Annotated in this window: 17 protein-coding genes; 11 read left to right on the plus strand and 6 right to left on the minus strand. The window is 62.4% G+C overall.

Features of this window, described 5'->3' with window-relative positions:
* Both maiA and JMF82_RS14540 read left to right on the plus strand, forming a co-directional pair.
* Positions 1-480, plus strand: a 480-nt coding sequence (gene maiA / locus JMF82_RS14535; protein ID WP_201315278.1) for a maleylacetoacetate isomerase, incomplete at its 5' end; no start/stop codon positions are given.
* 6 nt (positions 481-486) lie between these two features.
* A complete protein-coding gene (locus JMF82_RS14540) occupies positions 487-870 on the plus strand; it encodes a 2OG-Fe(II) oxygenase (RefSeq protein ID WP_201315279.1) in 384 nt (127 codons plus the stop codon).
* Between the two features lie 6 nt (positions 871-876).
* Here the strand turns inward: JMF82_RS14540 and JMF82_RS14545 are convergent, their stop codons facing one another.
* Positions 877-1,992: a PilT/PilU family type 4a pilus ATPase gene (locus tag JMF82_RS14545; protein ID WP_201315280.1), complete on the minus strand. Its 1,116-nt coding sequence runs from the start codon at positions 1,990-1,992 to the stop codon at positions 877-879.
* Between the two features lie 83 nt (positions 1,993-2,075).
* Between JMF82_RS14545 and JMF82_RS14550 the strand changes: the two genes are divergently transcribed.
* From JMF82_RS14550 to JMF82_RS14575, 6 genes are all read left to right on the plus strand, one after another.
* Positions 2,076-2,669: a DUF4398 domain-containing protein gene (locus JMF82_RS14550; RefSeq protein ID WP_236585487.1), complete on the plus strand. Its 594-nt coding sequence runs from the start codon at positions 2,076-2,078 to the stop codon at positions 2,667-2,669.
* Positions 2,666-3,289 (plus strand): DUF4398 domain-containing protein, encoded by a 624-nt coding sequence (locus JMF82_RS14555; protein ID WP_201315281.1) that lies wholly within the window; start codon positions 2,666-2,668, stop codon positions 3,287-3,289. Before JMF82_RS14550 ends, JMF82_RS14555 begins: the two co-directional genes overlap by 4 nt.
* Positions 3,290-3,707: 418 nt before the next feature.
* A complete protein-coding gene (locus tag JMF82_RS14560) occupies positions 3,708-3,935 on the plus strand; it encodes a YdcH family protein (RefSeq protein WP_201315306.1) in 228 nt (75 codons plus the stop codon).
* Positions 3,936-4,100: 165 nt separating this feature from the next.
* A complete protein-coding gene (locus JMF82_RS14565) occupies positions 4,101-5,471 on the plus strand; it encodes a pyridoxal-phosphate dependent enzyme (RefSeq protein ID WP_201315282.1) in 1,371 nt (456 codons plus the stop codon).
* 134 nt (positions 5,472-5,605) lie between these two features.
* Entirely contained in the window at positions 5,606-7,435 is a 1,830-nt protein-coding gene (gene glmS, locus JMF82_RS14570; protein ID WP_201315283.1) for a glutamine--fructose-6-phosphate transaminase (isomerizing), read from the plus strand.
* Positions 7,436-7,525: 90 nt separating this feature from the next.
* The gene (locus JMF82_RS14575; protein ID WP_201315284.1) at positions 7,526-8,869 is read left to right on the plus strand and encodes a phosphomannomutase; all 1,344 of its coding nucleotides are present in this window, start codon (positions 7,526-7,528) and stop codon (positions 8,867-8,869) included.
* A gap of 44 nt (positions 8,870-8,913) precedes the next feature.
* Here JMF82_RS14575 and JMF82_RS14580 read toward each other — a convergent pair whose 3' ends face one another.
* From JMF82_RS14580 to rfbB, 5 genes are read right to left on the minus strand one after another with little or no spacing between them, the layout of a single operon-like run.
* On the minus strand, positions 8,914-10,326 hold the full coding sequence (locus tag JMF82_RS14580) for a mannose-1-phosphate guanylyltransferase/mannose-6-phosphate isomerase (RefSeq protein ID WP_201315285.1): 1,413 nt from the start codon (positions 10,324-10,326) through the stop codon (positions 8,914-8,916).
* Between the two features lie 6 nt (positions 10,327-10,332).
* Positions 10,333-11,268: a dTDP-4-dehydrorhamnose reductase gene (gene rfbD / locus JMF82_RS14585; protein ID WP_201315286.1), complete on the minus strand. Its 936-nt coding sequence runs from the start codon at positions 11,266-11,268 to the stop codon at positions 10,333-10,335.
* Entirely contained in the window at positions 11,265-11,822 is a 558-nt protein-coding gene (rfbC, locus tag JMF82_RS14590; protein ID WP_201315287.1) for a dTDP-4-dehydrorhamnose 3,5-epimerase, read from the minus strand. The genes rfbD and rfbC overlap by 4 nt, the downstream gene beginning before the upstream one ends.
* The gene (gene rfbA / locus JMF82_RS14595) at positions 11,819-12,706 is read right to left on the minus strand and encodes a glucose-1-phosphate thymidylyltransferase RfbA (protein ID WP_201315288.1); all 888 of its coding nucleotides are present in this window, start codon (positions 12,704-12,706) and stop codon (positions 11,819-11,821) included. The genes rfbC and rfbA overlap by 4 nt, the downstream gene beginning before the upstream one ends.
* Positions 12,703-13,752 (minus strand): dTDP-glucose 4,6-dehydratase, encoded by a 1,050-nt coding sequence (gene rfbB, locus JMF82_RS14600; RefSeq protein WP_201315289.1) that lies wholly within the window; start codon positions 13,750-13,752, stop codon positions 12,703-12,705. The genes rfbA and rfbB overlap by 4 nt, the downstream gene beginning before the upstream one ends.
* Positions 13,753-13,975: 223 nt before the next feature.
* On the opposite strand from rfbB, the gene JMF82_RS14605 reads away from it, so the two are divergent.
* The 3 genes from JMF82_RS14605 to JMF82_RS14615 are packed head-to-tail and all read left to right on the plus strand — an operon-like array spanning position 13,976 to position 17,400.
* Positions 13,976-15,145 carry a PLP-dependent aspartate aminotransferase family protein gene (locus tag JMF82_RS14605; RefSeq protein WP_201315290.1) on the plus strand — a complete coding sequence of 390 codons (1,170 nt, stop codon included), beginning with the start codon at positions 13,976-13,978 and terminating at the stop codon, positions 15,143-15,145.
* 43 nt (positions 15,146-15,188) lie between these two features.
* Positions 15,189-16,034 carry an ABC transporter permease gene (locus JMF82_RS14610; RefSeq protein WP_201315291.1) on the plus strand — a complete coding sequence of 282 codons (846 nt, stop codon included), beginning with the start codon at positions 15,189-15,191 and terminating at the stop codon, positions 16,032-16,034.
* Positions 16,024-17,400: an ABC transporter ATP-binding protein gene (locus JMF82_RS14615; protein ID WP_201315292.1), complete on the plus strand. Its 1,377-nt coding sequence runs from the start codon at positions 16,024-16,026 to the stop codon at positions 17,398-17,400. Before JMF82_RS14610 ends, JMF82_RS14615 begins: the two co-directional genes overlap by 11 nt.

Genomic DNA, 17,400 nt, shown 5'->3' on the forward strand with positions numbered 1-17,400 from the left:
ATTGATGGCGGGCATGTGCTCACCCAGTCCATGGCCATCGTCGAATATCTCGACGAGACGCATCCCACGCCGCCCCTGCTGCCTGCCGACCCCGCCGGTCGCGCACGCGTACGGGCGCTGGCGCAGGTGGTTGGCTGCGACGTGCATCCGCTGGGCAACCTGCGCGTGCTGCAGTACCTGGTGAACGGCATGGGCCTGGATGAGTCCGCCAAGGGCGCGTGGTCGCGCCACTGGATCGGCGAGGGCCTGCGTGCGCTGGAAACGATGCTGTCCGGCCACGTGGCGACGGGTCGTTTCTGCCACGGCGACACGCCGACGCTGGCCGACATCTGCCTGGTGCCCCAGCTCTACAACGCCATCCGCTGGAAACTGTCGTTGGACGATTACCCGACCATCCAGCGCATCCATGACGCCTGCCAGGCGCTGGAGGCGTTCCAGCGCGCGGCTCCTGAAGCACAGCCCGACGCGCCGGCGGCGTAAACGCCCATGGCGAGCTTGTGGGGGAAGCTGTGGCGCTGGCAACGAGGCAGGCAGGGCAGCGGCTATGACAAGCTGCTGCTCGGCGGCCTGTGGTGGCCGTTGCCGTGCGATTGCTACCTGCTGCGCTTTCCCGCCGGCGCGTCCGTGCCGCCGCATACCGACCGGGTGAAGCAGGGCAGGCATTACCGGTTGAACATCATCCTGCTGCCGGCGAAGCGTGGCGGCGAGTTCGTATGCGCGCGGCCCATCCATGCCAGTCGCCGCATCAAGCTGTTTCGTCCGGACTTGGAAGAACACAGCGTCACGACGATCGACGAAGGCACCCGCTGGGTGCTGAGCATCGGCTGGGTGCGTGGCGCGCGGGGCGGTGATGCCCGCCCCGCGGCGTGAGGTCTGTCAGAAGCCCAAGCCGTACGGATCGTTGCCGGCCAGCTCGGTCGATTCCGAGTTGCCGCTTTCGGACAGGCGGATCTTGAGCGCCAGGCCGTCGCGCGAGTCGGCCTTGTTGAGCGCCTCGTCGAGCTCGATGCGGCCTTCCTTGTACAGGCGGTACAGCGACTGGTCGAAGGTCTGCATGCCTTCCTGCAGGCTGCGGTCCATCGCCTCCTTCACGTCGTGCACCTGGCCGCGGCGGATCATGTCGCGGATCAGCGGCGTGTTGAGCAGCACTTCCACCGCCGGCAGGCGGCGGCCGTCCTTGCCGATCACCAGGCGCTGGCTGATCACCGCGCGCAGGTTGAGCGCGAGGTTCATCAGCACGTTCTTGTGCGCCGATTCCGGGAAGAAGTTGAGGATGCGTTCCAGCGTCTGGTCGGCGTTGTTGGAGTGCAGCGTCGCCAGGCAGAGGTGGCCGGTTTCCGAGAACGCGATCGCCGCTTCCATGGTGTCGGTATCGCGGATTTCGCCGATCATGATCACGTCGGGCGCCTCGCGCATCGCGTTGCGCAGGGCCTCGTGATAGCTGTGCGTGTCCAGGCCGACTTCGCGCTGGTTCACGATCGATTTCTTGTGGCGGTGCAGGTACTCGATCGGGTCCTCGATGGTGAGGATGTGGCCCGAGGAGTTCTGGTTGCGATGATCGATCATCGCCGCCAGCGTGGTCGATTTGCCCGAGCCGGTGGCGCCCACGACGAGGATCAGTCCGCGCGGTTCCATGATGAGTTCGCGGAAGATGGTCGGCAGCTGCAGCTGGTCGATGCTGGGAATTTCGCTCTTGATCGCGCGGATCACCATGCCCACTTCGCCGCGCTGCTTGAACACGTTGATGCGGAAGCGGCCGGCTTCCTTCACCGCCAGCGCCATGTTCAGTTCGAGGTCGCGCTCGAACTGCGGCACCTGGCCTTCGTCCATCAGCGAGTAGGCGATCTTCTTGACCATGCCGCTCGGCAGGCCGGTATTGCCCAGCGGGTAAAGCTTGCCCTCGACCTTGATGTTCACAGGGGCGCCCGTCGTCAGGAACATATCCGACGCGCCCTTGTCAACCATTAGCTTGAGGAAATAACCGATGTCCACTCGAATCCCCTAATTTCGTGCGCATTGCTAAAGTCGATTATGCCCGCCCACAATACGCCGCGACACTCCGAGAGGACTGAGTGATGGTGCACATCTTTTCCCCGCTGTGGGGCCGCCCGAAGGGCGTCCGTACGGCGGTTTCGACCCTGACGCTGGCCGTGACGCTGGCGCTTTCCGGCTGCGCGAGCGTGCCGCCACCGGACGGGGCCATGAATCAGGCGCAGGTCCAGCTGCAGGCGGCACGCGATGCCGATGCGGCCGATTACGCGCCGGTTGACCTGGGTTTCGCCCAGAGCAAGTTCCAGCAGGCCCAGAACGCCATGGCCAGCCGCAAGTACGACGACGCGGCCACCCTGGCGGACGAGGCTCGCGCGGACGCCGAACTGGCGCGCGCCAAGGCGCGCCTGGCTGCCGCCCGGTCGCAGATCCAGAGCAAGACCAGCGCCAACCGCCAGCTGCGGGAGCAAATCGAGCAGTCGCTCTCCGACCAACAGCAGCAGGACCAGTCGCAGAACTCGGGCCTGCCGGCGCAGCAGCAGACCCAGGACATGCCGGCGCCGCCGAGTTCCTCACTGTCCGAACCCATGCCGGAGGGCCAGGGTTTCCAGACCCTGCCGCAGAACAATCCCCAGCCGGTGCCCCCGGTGAATCGTGACGATCAGGGAGGCCACCCATGAAATCCTTGACCCTACGACTTTCCGCGGTGCTCCTGGCGCTGGCCGCCACCGGCGTGGCCCAGGCCGCCAAGGAGGACATGGACGTCGCCCGCCTGACCAACAGCCTGGATCAGCTGTCCAGTGATCCGGCGCTGGGTTCCTATGCCCAGGCGGAGCAGGCGCGCGCCCGTGACGCGGTGAACCAGCTCGCTCAGGCCCGCTCCCGCGACCGCGCCCATGCCCTGTATCTGGCCGAGCGTCGCGTGGACCTTGCCCGCGCGACGGCCCAGTTGCAGGACGCGCAGCAGCAGATCAACCGGCTCGACCGCGAGCACGACCAGATCCAGCTCGATGGCAGCCGCCGCGAAGCGGAGATGGCGCGCCGCGAGCTGGAACGCCAGCGCCTGCAGTACCAGATGGAGCAGGAGGAATCCGCCCGCCAGCTGGCGGCCGGCGCCGAAGCGACGGCCCAGGCCCAGGCCCAGGCCGAACAGGCCAAGAAGGTCGCGGCGGCCCAGGCCCGCGTCGCCAATGCCGCCAAGAAGCAGGCCGAGCTGGCCGCCCAGGCCGCCAAGCTGATGCGCTCGCAGATGCAGCAGGGCGACAACGGTTCTTCGGACAACAAGGACCAGGGCAAGTAAGCCCCGCGCGAGCTTGTCCGAAATCCCCAAGGGCCGGCCGGGCATGGCTCCGCCGGCCCTTGTTTTCGGGGCCGAGGGCACGAGCCGGGCGGCTTGACGGGGCGCTTCGTTCAAGAATCGGCAAGCACTTGTTCGGGATCTGCAAAAGACTGTTCCGGCAGCCTTTTTTCGGCCGATCGGCTGCGTCATCCCGCCCCGAATCTGGCGCTTGCATGACCCCAGGGCCGAGAGTAGGGTCAAGTTCCCAGGGGGCATCTTCGCACCCTGGGTCACCGACCTGAATCATGCACTCATCCTTCCCCTTCAAACGGTGTCCATGGACCGGTCAAACGGCATGGACCTCGGGTGCGTGCGTGCATTCCTCGTCAGCGGGCGCCACTCCCAGGCGCCCGCCGTTCTCTCCAGAGGAGGTTGCATCATGTTTGAAAACCAGCAGCGTGATGATGTCGAAGCTTTGATGAAGGCCGACGCGGAGTTTCGTCGGCTTTACCAGCACCATCAGGAGCTCGACAGCAAGGTGCACGACGCCGAAATCGGCGTGCTTCCCATCGACGACATGACGTTGTCGGGCATGAAGAAGGAGAAACTCCACGCGAAGGAGCGGCTCCAGCGCATGTGGGACAACCGAACGCACCGCATCAACTGAATCTGCGCGGTTTCGCATGAACGCGGCCCCGGAAGCCTCCCGCAAGGGAACGGTTTCCGGGGCCGCAGCGTTTCCGGGGAAAGTCGAGGGTCATGATGCCTCGGTTATGATCGTGCCCCTTGTCGGCCACCCCGGTGCCGCCGGCGCACAACCCAAGGAGTTCCCATGACGGTCCACCAGAGTGTCCTCGAACTGATCGGACGTACCCCGATGGTACGCGCGCAGCGCCTGGATGTCGGACCGTGTGAGCTGTTCCTCAAGCTGGAAAGCGCCAACCCCGGCGGTTCGGTAAAGGACCGCATCGGCCTGTCGATGATCGAAGGTGCCGAGAAAGCCGGGAAGATCCGCCCTGGCGACACTCTGGTCGAAGGCACCGCCGGCAATACCGGGCTCGGCCTGGCCCTGGTCGCGCAGCAAAAGGGATACCGCCTGATCCTGGTGGTGCCCGACAAGATGAGCCGCGAGAAGATCTTCAACCTCAAGGCCATGGGCGCCGAGGTCGTGCTCACGCGCTCGGACGTGGCCAAGGGCCACCCCGAGTACTACCAGGACATGGCCGAGCGCATTGCGCGCGAAACGCCGGGCGCCTATTTCATCAACCAGTTCGGCAACCCGGACAACCCGGCGGCGCATATCGCCACCACGGGCCCGGAAATCCTCGAGCAGCTGGACGGCCGCGTCGACGCCATCGTCGTCGGCTGCGGCTCGTCGGGCACGCTGAGCGGGCTGTCCAAGTTCTTTGCTGAGCGCTCGCCAAATACCGAGTTCGTGTTGGCCGATCCGGTCGGGTCCATTCTTGCTCAGTACATCAACGAAGGGACACTCTCGACCAAGTCGGCCAGCTGGATGGTGGAAGGCATCGGCGAGGATTTTCTTCCCACCATCAGCGACTTCACGCGCGTGAAGAAGGCCTATGCAATTCCCGACAAGGAGAGCTTCCTGGTGGCGCGCGAACTGCTGGCGAAAGAGGGCATTCTCGGTGGTTCGTCCACCGGCACGCTGCTGGCCGCCGCGTTGCGCTACTGCCGCGAGCAGACCAGCCCCAAGCGCGTGGTGACGCTGGTATGCGACACGGGCAACAAGTACCTGTCGAAGATGTACAACGACTACTGGATGCTCGACAACGGCTTCCTCGAACGCGAACAGCACGGCGACCTGCGCGACCTGCTGCTGCGTCCGTTCGCGCAGCGCGATACCGTCGTGGTTGGCCCGAACGAGCTGCTCATGACGGCTTACACGCGCATGAAGCTTTACGACGTGTCGCAGCTGCCGGTGATGGATGGCAACCGCCTGGTCGGCATCCTCGACGAATCGGACGTGCTGATGCACGTGCATGCGGACGAGGCGAAGTTCCGCGACGCCGTTTCCACCGCCATGATCACCAACCTGCAGATGCTGGACGTGCGCTCGCCCATCGAGTCGCTGCTGCCGGTGTTCGACCGCGGCCACGTGGCCATCGTGGTCGATGGCGAACAGTTCCTGGGGCTGATCACCCGGATCGATCTGCTGAACTACCTACGTCGCAAGGTGCATTGATCGGCGGCCGCCGGCGCGCCCACGATGGTGCTCCGGGTCGCCCATCCTGCGCCGTGAAAGTTTGTTGAAATCGCGCGCGTCCAAAGTCGCTGCCTGCGATGCGGATATACGCGCCCTTTCGAAGGAGTACAGGTATGTGTGGAATCGTTGCTGCCGCCGCCCAGCGTGACGTGGCGCCGCTGCTTATCGTCGGACTCAAGGCGCTGGAATACCGTGGCTACGACTCCGCGGGACTGGCCGTGCTCGACCGTGGCGAGATCCATCGCGTACGCGCCAAGGGCAAGGTCCGCGAGATGGAGTCGCTCTATCTGGCCGAACCGTTCCCCGGCAGCACGGGCATCGCCCACACCCGCTGGGCGACTCATGGCGTGCCGAACGAAGCGAATGCGCATCCGCACATGGCCGGCAGCGTGGCGCTGGTCCACAACGGCATCATCGAGAACTACGCGACGCTGCGCGCCGACCTGCAGGCACGCGGCCATGTATTTACCTCGGAAACCGATACCGAGGTGATGGCCGCGCTGATCAACGAGCATGTGGAAGCCGGCCTGGGCCTGCGCGAAGCCGTGCTTGCGACGGTGCGCGAACTGGAGGGCGCCTATGCGATCGCCGTCATCAGCAGCAAGGAGCCCGGTCGCGTCGTCGGTGCGCGCCATGGTGCGCCGCTCCTGGTGGGCGTGGGCATCGGCGAGCATTTCCTGGGGTCGGATGCGCAGGCGCTGATCCAGGTCACCAACAAGATCATCTACCTCGACGAAGACGACGTCGCCGACATCACGCGCGACAGCGTGGCGATCTACACGCTCGACGGCGAACGCGTCGAGCGTGCCGTCAACGAGAGCGAGCTCTCGGCGGATGCCGTGGAACGTGGCGAATTCCGCCATTACATGCAGAAGGAAATCTTCGAGCAGCCCAACGCCGTGGCGGCCACGCTCGAAGCGCGCATCGGACCGCATGGCGTGCTGCCGGCCATCTTTGGCGTCGATGGCGACGAGATGCTCTCCAAGGTGCGTGGCGTGCACATCATCGCCTGTGGCACCAGCTACCACGCCGGCCTGGTGGCCAAGTACTGGCTTGAGGAACACGCGCGCCTGCCGGTGAGCGTGGAGGTGGCCAGCGAATACCGCTATCGCGAAGCCGTGGTGCCCGACGGCACGCTGTTCGTCGCCATTTCCCAGTCCGGCGAAACGGCGGATACGTTGGCCGCGATGCGCGAGTCGCGCCGCCGCGGCTATCTCGGCACCCTGGCCATCTGCAACGTGCCGGAATCCTCAGTGGTTCGCGAAGCGGACCTCAAGCTGATGACGCGCGCCGGCCCGGAGATCGGCGTGGCCTCCACCAAGGCCTTTACCACCCAGCTTGCGGCGCTGGCGCTGTTTACGTTGCACCTGGCGCAGCAGCGCGGCCTCGACCGCGCGCGCTACATCGACCTGTGCACCCAGTTGCAGCACATGCCGCGCGCCATCGAAAACGCGCTCAAGCTGGAACCCCAGGTCATCGAGCTGGCCGAGCACCTCATCCATCGCCAGCACGCACTGTTCCTCGGTCGTGGCGTGCAATACCCGGTGGCGCTGGAAGGTTCGCTCAAGCTCAAGGAAATCTCCTATATCCACGCCGAGGCTTACCCGGCCGGTGAGCTCAAGCATGGCCCGCTGGCGCTGGTGGACGAGAACATGCCGGTCATCGCCGTAGCACCGAACGGCCCACTGCTCGACAAGCTCAAATCCAACCTGCAGGAAGTGCGCGCCCGCGGCGGCGAACTGCTCGTCTTCGCCGATGGCGAAGCCAGCCTCGAAGGCAACGGCACCCGCGGCGTCACCCTGCGCATCAACGGCGGCGGTGACTTCATCGCCCCCGCCGTATTCACCATTCCGCTGCAGCTGCTGGCCTACCACGTGGCGGTGCTGCGCGGCACCGACGTGGACCAGCCGCGGAACCTGGCGAAGTCGGTGACGGTGGAATAAGCGTTCGCAGGGAGCTCCATGGACCGTCCCGGATGCGATGGGGAACGCTGGGGAATACAATCCCACGTTTCCCACCCTCCGGTTCCCACCATGAAGTGTTTCAAGGCCTACGACATCCGCGGGCGCGTGCCTGATGAGCTCAATGAGGACGTCGCGTACCGTTTGGGACGGGCATTCGCCTGTGCGGTGGGGGAGGGCGCCGTTGTGGTCGGCTTCGATATCCGCCGCGACAGTCCGGCATTTGCTGAGGCGATCATCCGCGGCTTGAACGATGAGGGGCGCGACGCCATCGACATCGGTCTGTGCGGAACGGAGGAGGTCTATTTCCAGACGTTCCACCGCCAAGTGGCGGGCGGCATCATGGTGACCGCGAGCCATAACCCGATCGACTACAACGGCATGAAACTGGTCCGGGAGGGCGCACGTCCGATCAGCGGCGATACCGGATTGCGCGATATCGAGCGGTGGGTCGAGAAGAACGAGTTCGGCCCACCAAAGACCTTGCGGGGCAGCATCGCGCGCGACCACGACAAGTCAGCCTATATTCGGCATCTCCTGGGCTACATCGAGCCAGAGGCCTTTCGCCCACTGAAGGTCGTGGTCAATGCGGGCAACGGCGGCGCCGGCAGCGTTATCGATTTGCTCGACGAACACCTGCCGTTGGAGTTCATTCGAATCCATCACGAGCCGGACGGAACCTTTCCCAACGGCATCCCGAATCCACTTCTGCCGGAAAATCGTGCGGCTACGGCCGAGGCCGTCCGCTTGCATGGCGCCGATTTTGGCATCGCCTGGGATGGTGATTTCGATCGCTGCTTCCTGTTCGATGCGAAGGGCGAGTTCATTGAGGGCTACTACATCGTCGGCCTGCTTGCCGCGCAGCTGCTACAGAAGCAGCCGGGGGCGAAGATCATCCATGACCCTCGCCTGACCTGGAACACCATCGACATGGTGCTTCAAGCGGGCGGCATTCCGATCGAAAGCAAGACGGGCCATGCCTTCATCAAGGAACGAATGCGTGCCGAAGACGCCATCTATGGCGGTGAAATGAGTGCGCATCACTATTTCCGCGAGTTCGCCTATTGCGACTCGGGCATGATCCCCTGGTTGCTGATAGCCGAACGAATCTGCAAAACCAACCTCGGCCTAACCGAGATGCTGGCGGAGCGCGTGGCGGCCTATCCTTGCAGCGGGGAAATCAATTTCGTCGTGGATGACCCGGTGAGTGTCGTGGCGAAGGTGCTTGAACACTTCGCTCCCCTCCAGCCGTCCATGGAACGTATCGATGGCGTCAGCGCCGATTTCGGCAACTGGCGCTTCAATCTTCGTTCGTCCAATACGGAGCCACTCCTGCGCCTTAACGTGGAATCGCGCGGGGACGTCGCATTGATGAAGGCAAGGACGCGCGAGCTGTCCGATCTGATCAATGCATAAAAAAGGGCCGCAATGGCCCTTTTCGCTCTCGGCAGAGCGCAGGATCAGGCTCGACCGTACACATCATCGAAACGGACAATGTCGTCTTCGCCCAGATAGCTGCCCGACTGCACTTCGATAAGTTCGACCGGCACTTTGCCGGGATTGCGCAGACGATGCTTGCTGCCCAGGGGAAGATAGGTGCTCTGGTTTTCCGCCAGCAGAAACACCTTGTCGTCGCAGGTGACTTCGGCAACGCCCTTGACCACGATCCAGTGCTCGGCACGATGGTGATGCATCTGCAGGCTTAGCGCGGCACCGGGCTTTACGACAATCCGCTTGACCTGGAAACGGTCGCCGCTTTCGAGCGAATCGTACGTGCCCCAGGGTCGGTGCACCACGCGGTGCAGATCGTGCTCGGTACGCCCGGCGCTCTTCAGCTGGTCGACGATCTTCTTCACATCCTGCGAAGCATCACGTCGTGCCACCAGTGTTGCATCTGGCGTGGTGACGACCACCACGTCCTTCAGCCCCACCGTGGCGACGAGATGCCGGTCATGCGACCGCACCAGGCTGCCGGTCGTGTCCAGCGCGATCACATCGCCTTCGAGATGGTTGCCGTCGGAATCCTTATCGGCGGCAAGCCATAGCGCATCCCAGGAGCCGATGTCCGACCAACCGCAAGCCACGGGCACCACCGCCGCTCGGGCCGTTTTTTCCATGACGGCATAGTCGATCGAATCGCTAGGCGCAGTGGAGAAGGCTTCGGCATCAAGACGAACGAAGTCGAGGTCGATGTTCGCTTTGGCGAAAGCCGCGCGCGCCGCTTGGAGCATGGCAGGCGCATGCGCGTCGAGCTCCTCCAGGTAGCGTGATGCGCGAAACATGAACATCCCCGAATTCCAGTCGTATTCGCCGCTGGCGAGATAGTGTTCGGCAACGTCCAACTTGGGTTTTTCGACGAACTGTTCGACCTTGAACGTTTCGCCCTCCAAGGCCTCGCCCCGTCGGATGTAGCCAAAGCCGGTTTCCGGACGATCCGGTCGGATGCCGAAGGTCACGAGCCAGTCCTTTTCAGCCAAAGGCCGTGCCTTGGCGACGGCCTCACGGAACGACTGATCGTCACCAATCAGGTGATCTGCAGGAAGCACCAGGATGATGGCGTTGGTGTCTCGCGCCATGGCCTGGAGCGCGCCGACGGCGATTGCCGGTGCCGTGTTGCGCGCCATGGGCTCCAGCAGGATGTCGGCGCCCTCGATGCTCAAGTCCTTAAGCTGTTCCGCGGCAAGGAAACGATGATCATCACTGGCGACGACAACAGGCGCCGCGACGTCCGGCAAGCGCATCGCACGCTGGACAGTCTGCTGGAACAACGTCTCGCTGCCGGCCAGCGACAGGAACTGCTTGGGCAGGTTCCTGCGTGAGATGGGCCACAGCCGGGTGCCGCTGCCGCCACTGAGGATGAGAGGGATAATCATGCCGTGTCAGTTCCTTGCCTCGGCGAGCACATCGAGCGTGCGGTGCAAACCCACCGTCCAGTCGGGGAGGGCGTAACCGAAAGTTTGCGCGAAACGTGAGTTGTCGAGCACCGAATAGGCCGGGCGCTTGGCCGGTGTAGGGAACTCGCTGCTGTCGATGGCGTGCACCGCCGGTGCCTTTGGCAGCAGTCCGCGTCGGGCCGCCTGCTCCATGATGGCCGAAGCAAACCCGTGCCAGCTGGTCTGGCCACTGGCGGTCAGGTGGTAGGTTCCTTCCAGCGACCTGCGCGCATCCGCATCGGCGGCGAGCCAGCGATCGATGGCAGAAAGGGTGCCTTCCACGATCAACTGAGTATCGGTGGGGCTGCCCACTTGGTCGGCCACGACGCGCAACTCTTCCCGCTCGCCGCCAAGGCGCAGCATCGTGCGCAGAAAGTTGTGGCCAACCGGGGCGTATACCCAGGCCGTGCGGAAATTGAAGTGGGGGGCACCGCTTGCAAAGAGTGCTTCTTCGCCGGCCCGTTTACTGCGACCGTAGGCGCCGGCTGGCCGCGCGACAGCATCTTCTCGGTAGGGGCTGCGGGCGTCGCCCGCGAACACGTAGTCGGTCGAATAGTTCACCAGCAACGCTCCATGCACCTTGGCCCAGCGCGCAAGCACGCCAACGGCCTCACCGTTGACGCGGGTGGCGATGGCCTCCTCCTGCTCGGCGCGGTCCACCGCCGTGTAGGCGGCGGCGTTGATGATGACGCCGGGCTGTTCGGCGTCCAGCAGGGTCGCCAGAGTCTCGGGTGACGCCAGGTCGGCCTTGGCCCCAGGGCCGTCGTCGACAAGCTTGCCGTCACGCGTGGCTGCTGTCACCACGCCGCGGGTGGCGAGCCCACCATGGGAAAAGAAGGTGCGGCCCAACTGGCCATTGGCGCCCAGCAGCAGGATCTTCAAGCACGATACTCCGGCAGACGATCCGGCGGAACGTCGGCGAGGAGCGGGGTCTTGCCGTCCTTGTCCGAAAGGAGCGGCTCGCTCACCGGCCAGTCGATGCCGATGGCAGGGTCGTTCCAGCGTACGCCACCATCCGCCTTCGCGTCATAGAGGTCGGTGCACTGATACGAGAACGTGGCGAACTCGGACAGCACACAAAACCCGTGAGCGAAACCTTCAGGTATCCAGAAATGACGGTGGTTATCCGCAGTCAACATCACCCCGGCCCACTGACCGAAGGTAGGTGATCCGCGACGGATGTCGACCGCAACGTCATAGACCTCCCCTTCGAGCACACTGACGAGTTTGCCCTGCGGGTGGGGCCACTGGTAATGCAGCCCGCGCAGAACGCCGCGAGCGGAACGGGACACGTTAGACTGCACGAACTTCCGGTCGACGCCCGCTTCACGGTACTTGGCTTCGTTATAGCTTTCGTAGAAGAAGCCGCGCGAATCACCGAACACCTGCGGTTCGATTACGATGCAGCCCGGCAGGGAGGTTTCGACGACCTTCATCCAATGTAGCCTTGTTTGGTGAGGTTGTTGAGGTATTGACCGTAACCCGTCTTGGACAATGGGGCGGCGAGACGAAGCAGTTGCTCGGCATCAATCCATTTGTTGACGTATGCGATCTCTTCAGGACAGCAGACCTTGAGGCCCTGGCGGTTTTCGATGGTTTGGATGAAGTTTCCAGCTTCCATCAGTGACTGATGCGTGCCCGTATCCAGCCATGCATAGCCACGTCCAAGCTGTTCGAGGTGCAGCGAGTCATCCTCAAGGTAGCGGCGGTTAAGGTCGGTGATCTCAAGCTCGCCGCGAGGCGAAGGCTTGAGATCTGCTGCGAAATCGCAGGCGCGGCCGTCGTAGAAGTACAGGCCCGTTACCGCGTAGTTGGAACGTGGCTGTTTTGGCTTTTCTTCGAGTCCGATGACCTTGCCCTGCGGGTTGAACTCGGCAACGCCGTATCGCTCGGGATCACTCACCCAATAGCCAAACACGGTGGCGCCGTGTTCGCGTGATGCCGCCCGCTTCAGGCGTTCAGTGAGACCCACGCCATAGAAGATGTTGTCACCCAGCACCAGGCAGCTTGGTTTCCCATCCACGAAGTCGCGACCTATGATGAAGGCCTGTGCGAGCCCGTCGGGCGACGGTTGCACCGCATAATGGATATGAATTCCCCACTGTGACCCGTCTCCGAGCAAGCGTTGGAACAGCTCCTGCTCGTGCGGGGTATTGATCATGAGGATGTCGCGGATACCCGCTAGCATCAGGGTTGCGAGCGGGTAGTACACCATCGGCTTGTCGTAGACTGGCAGCAACTGCTTGCTTACCGCCTGGGTGATCGGATACAGGCGTGTGCCAGAGCCTCCGGCCAGAATGATGCCCTTTTGCATGCTCATGCGCCGAGCCGCTCCATGCGATAGCTGCCGTCCAGTACGCGGTCGGTCCATGCCTGGTTGGCGAGGTACCAATCGACCGTATGCGCGATTCCCGTCTCGAAGGTCTCGGTGGGCTTCCAGCCCAGTTCGCGCCGCAATTTGCCAGAATCTATCGCGTAGCGGCGATCATGCCCGGGTCGATCCTTAACGAAGGTGATCAGGTCTTCCCTGCGCTTTCCATTCGACAGGGGGTGGCGCTGATCGAGCAGTGAGCAGATCGTCTTTACAACGGTAATGTTCTCCTGCTCGGCATTGCCGCCTATATTGTAGGTTCCTCCAACCAGGCCACCTTCCAGAACCCGCCGGATGGCGGAGCAATGATCACCCACGTACAGCCAATCGCGCACGTTGCGGCCGTCACCGTATACCGGGAGCGACTCTGCCTTCAGCGCCTTCTGAATGATCAGCGGGATCAGCTTCTCAGGAAATTGGAACGGGCCATAGTTATTCGAGCAATTGGTCGTCAGCGTCGGGAGGCCATAAGTGTGATGGAACGCCCGGACAAGGTGGTCAGACGCAGCCTTGGACGCCGAATAGGGGGAATTGGGCGCGTAAGGCGTGTCCTCCGTGAACAGGCCTTCAGCGCCGAGCGAGCCGTACACTTCGTCCGTGGAGACATGAAGGAACCGAAAGGCTCCGGCTGCGCTTTCGTCGAGCGCACGCCAATAGTCGCGGGCGCATTCGAGTAGCCCGAGAGTGCCGACGACATTGGTTTCAATGAAAGCCGCCGGTCCGTCGATCGAGCGGTCCACGTGCGACTCGGCGGCAAAGTTCACGATTGCATCGGGCCGATGTTCGGCAAGTAGTTGACTGACCCGTTCGCGATCCCCGATATCACCCTGAACGAAGACGTGCCTGCTATCGCCATTAAGCGAGGCCAGCGTATCCGGGTTGCCCGCATAGGTAAGTTTGTCCAGATTGACCACCTTGTGGCCTCTGGCAACCAGCTGGAGTACAAAATTCGCGCCTATGAAGCCGGCTCCGCCGGTTATCAGTAGAGTATTCATAGCCCTCGGTGTCATCTTGACGGTCCGTCTCATTGTGTCATGTCGCCCAAACCGTGAAAAACCCCAGGCAGGGCAACTTGAGCGCCGTTTGAGGCGATATTCCCCACAAGGACGTGAATTTGCCCGGAACCCTCGCCAGCCCGAGGGCAACGCTTTTCGCCTTGTTTAAGATACGATTCCCGTCTTGCGAGCGGGCTAAACGCCGGATCACGGATACTGACACATGGCAAAGAAAGCGGCATCGGAGCGGTTGGGGCTGGGGACGCGTGCGATTCACGCCGGGCAAACGCCTGATCCCTCGACGGGTGCCATCATGGTGCCCATCTACGCCACGTCCACGTATGTTCAGGCCAGCCCGGGGGAGCACCTGGGGTACGAGTATTCTCGGACGCAAAACCCTACTCGAATGGCCTATGAACGCTGCATAGCCGACCTGGAAGGGGGCCAGGCGGGTTTCGCCTTTGCTTCTGGACTTGCCGCCGCAAGCACGGTGTTGGACCTGCTGGACAGCGGCAGCCACGTGATCGCTATGGACGACCTGTACGGTGGTACCTACCGCCTGTTCGAGCGTGTACGACGCCGGTCGGCGGGCCTCGATTTCAGCTTCATCGATTTGAACGATACCGGGGCCCTCAGGGCTGCAATCAGGCCAAACACCCGCATGATCTGGGCGGAGACGCCCACCAACCCCATGCTCAAGCTGGTCGATCTCGCCAAGCTTGGCGCATTTGCCAAGCAGCACGGCTTGACGCTAGTGGTGGACAGCACTTTCTGCTCGCCAATGTTGCAGCGTCCGCTGGAGTTTGGCGCGGACATCGTGCTGCATTCCGCGACCAAGTATCTCAATGGCCACTCGGACATGGTGGGCGGCGTTGTCGTCGTCAGCCAGGAGTCCGGGCTGGCCGACCAGATGGCCTTTCTACAGAATTCGGTCGGTGCCGTTGGAGGGCCCTTTGACTCATTTCTGGCCATGCGCGGGCTGAAGACGCTGCATCTGCGCATGCGTGCGCACTGCGAAAACGCGATGGAAATCGCGAAATGGCTGGAAAAGCATCCGGCCATCGAGAAGGTGATTTATCCAGGTCTAAAGAGCCACACGCAACATCAATTGGCCAAAAGGCAGATGGACGGTTTCGGCGGCATTATCACCATTGAGGTCAAGGGGGGGCTCAAGAAGGCGCGCCGCGTGCTTGAGCGTTGCCGGATTTTTGCCTTGGCCGAGTCGCTCGGTGGCGTGGAAAGCCTCATTGAGCACCCGGCGATCATGACGCACGCCTCCGTGCCGGCGGCAAACAGGAAGCGCCTGGGCATAAGCGATGGCCTGATCCGCCTGTCCGTGGGGGTGGAGAACCCTGCTGATTTGCTTTCCGAGCTGGCCGGGGCGCTTGCGTGATCAAAGTTGGAGAGCAGCAACGGGTCGAGGGAGCGAATCAACAATGACTTCAGGCACCATTGGCGGCAGACGGGCCCAATGGAAGGGGTGGCTGTTGGCGCCATTTTCATTCCTGACTACATACAACTCGTTGACGATCGAACTGGCGAAGCGTGATGTGCTGGGCCGCTATCGCGGAGCCAGCTTCGGTCTCCTGTGGTCTCTCATCAGCCCCTTTCTCATGCTGATGGTCTACACCTTCGCCTTTGGAAATATCTACAAGGGGAGGTGGCAAGAGGCTGCGGATCGGCATGACAGCTTCGCCATCATTCTTTTCATCGGGTTGATCGTGCACGGCTATTTTGCCGAGTGCCTGAATCGCTCACCGTTGCTGGTTACCAGCAACGTAAACTTCGTGAAGAGGGTCGTCTTCCCACTCGAGATTCTTCCGTGGCCGATGATTCTTTCCGCGCTTTTCCACATGGCCATGAACATGGTTGTGTTCATCGTGCTTCGATTGGTCATGGACCATGAGTTTTCCTGGACCATCGTTTTCTTGCCGGCCGTCGTTGCACCGCTCGTCGTGCTCACCGCTGGACTGGCATGGTTCTTCGCTGCACTCGGAGTCTACTTTCGTGACATCGGCCAAGTGACCGGCGTGATGTCCATGGCGGCATTGTTCCTTTCGTCCGCCATGATTCCCATGTCGAGCCTGCCCCCCGCCTATCAGGTATTTTTTAACCTGAATCCCCTAACGTTCATCATCAATCAGGCACGCGCTGTCGCGCTCTGGGGCGAAATGCCCAACTGGTTGGGCCTGTTTGCCTATTTTTGCGCGGCAATGACCTTTGCATATGCGGGCTATGGCTGGTTCCGCGCTACCAGGCGGGGGTTTGCCGATGTCCTCTGAGAACATCGCGATTCGCGTCCATGGGGTAAGCAAGGTTTACCCCATTTACGATAGGCCGCATCATCGGCTGCTCCAGATGCTGTCCCGGCATGACAAAGGTCGGTGGTTCCGCGAATTCTGGGCTGTCCGAGACGTCGATTTTTCGGTGGCGCGCGGCGAGACATTGGGCATCGTTGGTCGTAACGGCTCGGGCAAGTCCACACTGCTCCAGATGATCTGCGGTACGTTGACACCATCGGCCGGCAGCATTGACGTTCGCGGCCGCGTGGCGGCGTTGCTCGAGCTGGGTTCGGGGTTCAATCCGGATTTCACCGGTCGAGAAAATGTCTTTCTGAACGGCACGGTGCTCGGGCTTACCCGGCCGGAGATCGAAGACCGGTTCGACGACATTGCAGCTTTTGCCGATATCGGCGAATTCATCGACCAGCCGGTGAAGAGCTATTCGAGCGGCATGTATGTCCGATTGGCATTTGCCGTCGCGATCAACGTCATGCCGGATATTCTCGTGGTCGATGAGGCATTATCCGTCGGTGACGAAGCTTTCCAGCGCAAATGCTTCGCCCGCATCAACGCGATTCGCGAAAATGGGGCGACGATCCTTTTTGTTTCCCATTCGGCCAGTGTAGTCACGGAGCTCTGTAACAGGGCTGTCCTTCTCGATCACGGCGAGCTGCTAGGCATTGGTGCACCCAAGACCATCGTCTCCCGTTACCAAAAGATGCTTTACGCCCCGGCGGATCGCCTCGATGCCATTAGGTCTGAAATTCGAGCGGAGTGCGGTACACCTGAGGCAGCCGCCGAGCAGGGCCTGGCGCTCGCGGAAGCGCAGCAGGTGGTCTCGTCCGCTTCGGGCGTAGAGATGGAAGAGCAAGACGAACTTTTCTTTGACGAAGGCCTGGTTCCGCAAAGCACGCTTCACTACGAGTCCCTTGGCGCCGAGATTACGGACGTTCGGCTGGAAACGCCCGGCGGCAAGCGAGTCAACGTGCTCAAGGCGGACAGGGAGTACGTTTACGCTTACAACGTCGTGTTCCGGCAGTCGGCTTCGGCAGTACGTTTTGGCATGATGATCAAGACGGTCACTGGCCTTGAGCTGGGCGGTGGCGCGTCTTCCACGTTGACCGACTCGATCGTCGTCGTGGAAGGGGGGCAGGAGTTCGAAGTGCGTTTCCGCTTCCGTGCGCATCTCGCCCCAGGTACCTATTTCCTGAATGCAGGCGTCGTGGGCAGGGTGGGCGAAGAAGAAGGGTATCTGGGTCGTTGCATCGACGTTGCGATGTTCCGTGTCATGCACGATCCCGAGCGCCTTGCCACGGGCCTGATCAATTTTGACATCCAACCGTCGTTCCGCAGCGCGGAGGCATGA

This window comes from Dyella sp. EPa41, assembly GCF_016586165.1.
GTDB lineage: Bacteria > Pseudomonadota > Gammaproteobacteria > Xanthomonadales > Rhodanobacteraceae > Dyella.

What these genes read in the sequence shown, in the direction of transcription:
- JMF82_RS14540 (WP_201315279.1), top strand. Translation starts at nt 487, where the DNA reads ATGGCGAGCTTGTGGGGGAAGCTGTGGCGCTGGCAACGAGGCAGGCAG.
- glmS (WP_201315283.1), top strand. Translation starts at nt 5,606, where the DNA reads ATGTGTGGAATCGTTGCTGCCGCCGCCCAGCGTGACGTGGCGCCGCTG.
- rfbB (WP_201315289.1), bottom strand. Translation starts at nt 13,752, where the DNA reads ATGAATACTCTACTGATAACCGGCGGAGCCGGCTTCATAGGCGCGAAT.
- JMF82_RS14565 (WP_201315282.1), top strand. Translation starts at nt 4,101, where the DNA reads ATGACGGTCCACCAGAGTGTCCTCGAACTGATCGGACGTACCCCGATG.
- JMF82_RS14550 (WP_236585487.1), top strand. Translation starts at nt 2,076, where the DNA reads ATGGTGCACATCTTTTCCCCGCTGTGGGGCCGCCCGAAGGGCGTCCGT.
- JMF82_RS14560 (WP_201315306.1), top strand. Translation starts at nt 3,708, where the DNA reads ATGTTTGAAAACCAGCAGCGTGATGATGTCGAAGCTTTGATGAAGGCC.
- JMF82_RS14610 (WP_201315291.1), top strand. Translation starts at nt 15,189, where the DNA reads ATGACTTCAGGCACCATTGGCGGCAGACGGGCCCAATGGAAGGGGTGG.
- rfbC (WP_201315287.1), bottom strand. Translation starts at nt 11,822, where the DNA reads ATGAAGGTCGTCGAAACCTCCCTGCCGGGCTGCATCGTAATCGAACCG.
- JMF82_RS14555 (WP_201315281.1), top strand. Translation starts at nt 2,666, where the DNA reads ATGAAATCCTTGACCCTACGACTTTCCGCGGTGCTCCTGGCGCTGGCC.
- rfbA (WP_201315288.1), bottom strand. Translation starts at nt 12,706, where the DNA reads ATGAGCATGCAAAAGGGCATCATTCTGGCCGGAGGCTCTGGCACACGC.
- JMF82_RS14575 (WP_201315284.1), top strand. Translation starts at nt 7,526, where the DNA reads ATGAAGTGTTTCAAGGCCTACGACATCCGCGGGCGCGTGCCTGATGAG.
- JMF82_RS14580 (WP_201315285.1), bottom strand. Translation starts at nt 10,326, where the DNA reads ATGATTATCCCTCTCATCCTCAGTGGCGGCAGCGGCACCCGGCTGTGG.
- JMF82_RS14615 (WP_201315292.1), top strand. Translation starts at nt 16,024, where the DNA reads ATGTCCTCTGAGAACATCGCGATTCGCGTCCATGGGGTAAGCAAGGTT.
- JMF82_RS14605 (WP_201315290.1), top strand. Translation starts at nt 13,976, where the DNA reads ATGGCAAAGAAAGCGGCATCGGAGCGGTTGGGGCTGGGGACGCGTGCG.